Annotated in this window: 2 protein-coding genes; both read right to left on the bottom strand. The window is 45.1% G+C overall.

Features of this window, described 5'->3' with window-relative positions; all coding sequences use genetic code 11:
• Positions 1-117 precede the first annotated feature (117 nt).
• Positions 118-843: an IS21-like element helper ATPase IstB gene (gene istB / locus Q0577_RS19560; protein WP_298739282.1), complete on the bottom strand. Its 726-nt coding sequence runs from the start codon at positions 841-843 to the stop codon at positions 118-120.
• Between the two features lie 179 nt (positions 844-1,022).
• Positions 1,023-2,576: an IS21 family transposase gene (gene istA, locus Q0577_RS19555; RefSeq protein ID WP_298739280.1), complete on the bottom strand. Its 1,554-nt coding sequence runs from the start codon at positions 2,574-2,576 to the stop codon at positions 1,023-1,025.
• Between the last annotated feature and the right edge of the window lie 324 nt (positions 2,577-2,900).

Genomic DNA, 2,900 nt, shown 5'->3' with positions numbered 1-2,900 from the left:
TGTAAATTTCGCTTAAGGTATCCCCTTGTAACGGTGAAGGTAACCCCTCTGCAAGAAGGGCCAAAAGAGAAAGAGCTATTATGAAGGGTTCAAAGATATGATTTGGTGGTTAGACTATTATTTTTTCTTTCTTCTGGATTCACCTTTTAATTCAATTCGATGGCTTCGGGCTGTCAGTCTGTCAAGGATGGCATCGGCCAGGGTAGGTTCATCCAGGTAATCATGCCACGCTGATACGGGTAACTGAGAAGTAATTATCAGAGATTTTTTTTCATACCGGTCCTCCATGATTTGGAGTAATGCCAGCTTTATGTTTTTGTTTATATGCTGCAAACCAAAGTCATCAAGGATGATCAGGGGCACCTTTTCCAATTGATTTAATAGTTTAACGTAGCTTCCTTCCGTTTTGGCCATGAGGATGGTTTCGATTAACCGGTTCATGTTAAAGTAGCGGGTTTTAATGCCCATGATGCATGCCTGGTGTCCGAGTGCACACGCAGTTACACTTTTACCACAGCCGGTAGCTCCGGTAATCAGTATATTTTCTCCTGACCTGATGTAATTTCCTTCCAGTAAACTGCTCCAGGAAGCTTTTGTGAGATTTCTTTCAGGGCTGCAGTCTATCTGCTGGGCCGTTACGTTAAAACGGAACCGTGCGGCTTTTAAAAGCGATTCCATACGTTCGTTGGCACGGTGTAGTTGTTCAGCCTGTAACAGATGGGCCAGCAGTTCGTGCCCTTCCAATTGCTGATTAACCGGCAATTCCAGTTGACATCGGTAACTGGCTGCCATGCCGTTCAATTTTAAATCTTGCATTTGCTCAAGGGATTGTGTCGTGTTCATTGATGTTGATTTTTATGAATGATAAAAAAAATACCGTTTGGCGCTGTAGGAAGCATATGATTGGTTAATAAAAGCATCCATGCAATGCCGATAGTAAAATCATATGCTTACTACAGTGCAAGCCCGCGGCAGGCGTTGGAGAACTGATGTGTGTACTGTCTGTAACATCGTTTTGATCTCTATTTATAATTTTCAGGACCTCTGATATTATCGTGATCAGGCAACTGTTCTTCCTGTTCGTCCTGCTCTTCATCAAAAAGTAAGGGATGCTTATCCAGTCCAGCTTCAAGGATATTACGGATCAGTTTCAGCGTTGGCCTGGGAACATTGGCAGCCCTGCGGCAGGCCGCTTCCAGTCGATCTCTACCATATGAGTCCTGTAGGCGTATCATAGCGTGGCAGGTCTTGAAGTTCTGTTCGGGGTATATGCTGCCATGCAGCAGGCGATCCGCTGCCTGCCGGGTATATTCACCCACCCAGCCGGCTTTGCCGAGCAGTTGTTCTACCGTCCATCCCCGTAACTCAACTATATGCTGATGATTGGCAGGCATATGTTCGTGGATGCGGTTAAACTTAGGCTCTGTGCTGCTACGGACATGGAAGGCAACGCGTTCATTTTGATAGAATACTTCTACGGTTCTGCTATCATAGCTCACCCATACCTTGCAGCCAACGTATTGATATGGGACTGTGTAGTAGTGCTTGTTATCTGGTAGCTGGATGGCATAGTTGGTCTGGACGGTTACCTGTTTTCCTTTTTTGACCTGGTATGGCTGCGAAGGGAGTGCTTTTAAAACGGGCTGCTCCTGGCGCATAAAGATATCCAGGCGGCTTTCAGGACTGTTCTTATATGGCTTTCTGTTGAGGATGTCCAGGTGCAGGCGGATATGATGATTAAGCGATTCGATACTATGGAACACCTCATTGCGTAGTCGCGCATAGATATGCGTATAGACAATGTTTACAGCTTTCTCTACCATTGCTTTATCGGTAGGCTCTGCCGGGCGCGTAGCGCTAAAAGTAGTATTGTAGTGGTCTGCAAGCTGGTTACAAAGATCTGTAAATGCAGGCTCGTATCTATCAGCACGCTTTGCGGCCGTTTTAAAATTGTCGCACAGAATGGTTTTGGTAACACCACCGATGTATTTGAGATGCTCATTAATACAATGCGCAAAGTCGGCTGTCTTTTGCGATGGCACTGCAATGCAGAAGATTAGCCCGCTAAAGGGCAACACACCGATGAAGACCTCGCAGGCAATTACTTCACCTGTTTGCCTGTCTACATAGCTGAGTTTCTTTCCGGCAAAATCACCCTGTATGAACTCTCCGGGAATATATTCCCAGTGGAAGGCCGGGTCACTGTCTTTCAAAAACTTCCTGAACAGCACACAGTATTGCGTGTATTTGTAGGGGTTCTCATGGTGTTGGCAGTATTCGATCCAAAGCAACTGTTTGGTAACACCGGTTTTATGCAGTTCATGCTGTGCCTGCTTAAAATGATCCAGCAGGGCTTCAAAGCGTTTACCGCGGATGAGCGTATAATCGCTATTATAAACAACGGCAGCCAACTCCTTATCACTGTCTGGGTATGGGGTGTCCTCAATGGCATCAATGGGATCCATTTTACGCAGGTATTTTTTTACCGTCTTACGGCTTATACCTGTTCTTCGGGCTATTTCTTTTATGGCAACACCGTCTTGCCGTAACTGAATTACTTGCTTGATCTGGTTCATATCAACTGCTTTTTGAGCCATTTCCCCTGTTTATGTTTCTAAATAGGGGCAAATGAATGAAATAGCGCTGACGCTTTTGAACCTTCTAACACAAAGGGGTTACCATGCTCCGTTATACGTTTAATACGATGAGGCGTCTAAAGGGGTTACCATGTGCCGTATTGACAGTGCAGAAAAATGTTGAATCTTCTGAAAGGAAAGGAAAACAGGTGGGACCTAAGCGTATAATTTTGAATATTCGGTCAATTACAGGTGGGGGTACCATCAGCGAAATGAGGGGTTACCATAAACGTTTTAGGGGGATACCATGATGCGTTTTCTACA

This window comes from uncultured Chitinophaga sp., from assembly GCF_937898475.1.
GTDB lineage: Bacteria > Bacteroidota > Bacteroidia > Chitinophagales > Chitinophagaceae > Chitinophaga.
Note: the sequence above shows the minus strand (reverse complement) of the source record. Positions and strands in the feature narration are given on the sequence as shown.

Coding starts and splice junctions, on each gene's coding strand:
- istB (WP_298739282.1), bottom strand. CDS start 843: ATGAACACGACACAATCCCTTGAGCAAATGCAAGATTTAAAATTGAAC.
- istA (WP_298739280.1), bottom strand. CDS start 2,576: ATGAACCAGATCAAGCAAGTAATTCAGTTACGGCAAGACGGTGTTGCC.